At 78.5% G+C, this 828-nt stretch carries 1 protein-coding gene; it reads left to right on the top strand.

Features of this window, described 5'->3' with window-relative positions; translation table 11 throughout:
• Positions 1–172: 172 nt before the first annotated feature.
• A partial coding sequence (locus JNW98_RS23850) for a ThiF family adenylyltransferase (protein ID WP_372459313.1) occupies positions 173–828 on the top strand: 656 nt, incomplete at its 3' end.

Genomic DNA, 828 nt, shown 5'->3' with positions numbered 1-828 from the left:
ACAACCCAATACAGGCCCTAGTACGACTATCGGTCCGTGCCTGTGGACAACTCCGCACGTCGATCGGCGCGGCCATGCATGCTGAATCCACCGGTGGCGGACGGTGGCTCCGCCGGCGGCGGGGTGGCGTGTGCCGGGACAACGAGGGCGACGTGGGCGACGAGGGGGAGCCATGGCGGGGACGGACGGTCGGGGCGGGACCGCGGTGCTGGAGGGCGCGGGCGGGAGCGGGGATGCGGTGGCCGACGGCGGGACCGGGCCCGGGGGCGTCCATCCCGTGGTGAAGCCCGCGCTGCGCCGGGCCTGGCGCGGTCGCGACGTCCTCCAGCTCGGGATGACGCGGGCCCACGCGGCGGTGGTGGGTCCGGTGGACACGGCGACGGCGTCGTTCCTGGGGCTGCTCGACGGCACCCGAGGGCTGCCGCTACTGCGGGCCGAGGCGGCGGCCATGGGTCTCCCGGAGGGCCGGGCGGACGCGCTGGTGGAGCGGCTGGCCCGGGCCGGGGTGCTGGACGACGCGCGGGGCGGCGGTTCGGGCGGCGCCGCGCTGCGGAGCCGGGGCCACGCTCTGGAGCGGCTACGGCCGGACCTGGCCTCGCTCTCGGTGCTGCATCCGGCGCCGGGGGCGGCGATGGGGCTGATGGCCGCCCGGCAGGCGAGACGGGTGCAGGTGCGGGGCGCGGGCCGGGTGGGCGCCGCGGTGGCCGCCCTGCTGTCGGCCTCCGGCGTCGGGCAGGTGGACGTGCTCGACGGCGGGTACGTCGAGCCCTGGGACGTCGGCCCCTGCGGGGTGGGCGCGGAGCGGACGGGCGAGCGGCGGGACGCGGC

This window comes from Streptomyces huiliensis (assembly GCF_020037025.1).
Lineage (GTDB): Bacteria > Actinomycetota > Actinomycetes > Streptomycetales > Streptomycetaceae > Streptomyces > Streptomyces huiliensis.
Note: the sequence above shows the minus strand (reverse complement) of the source record. Positions and strands in the feature narration are given on the sequence as shown.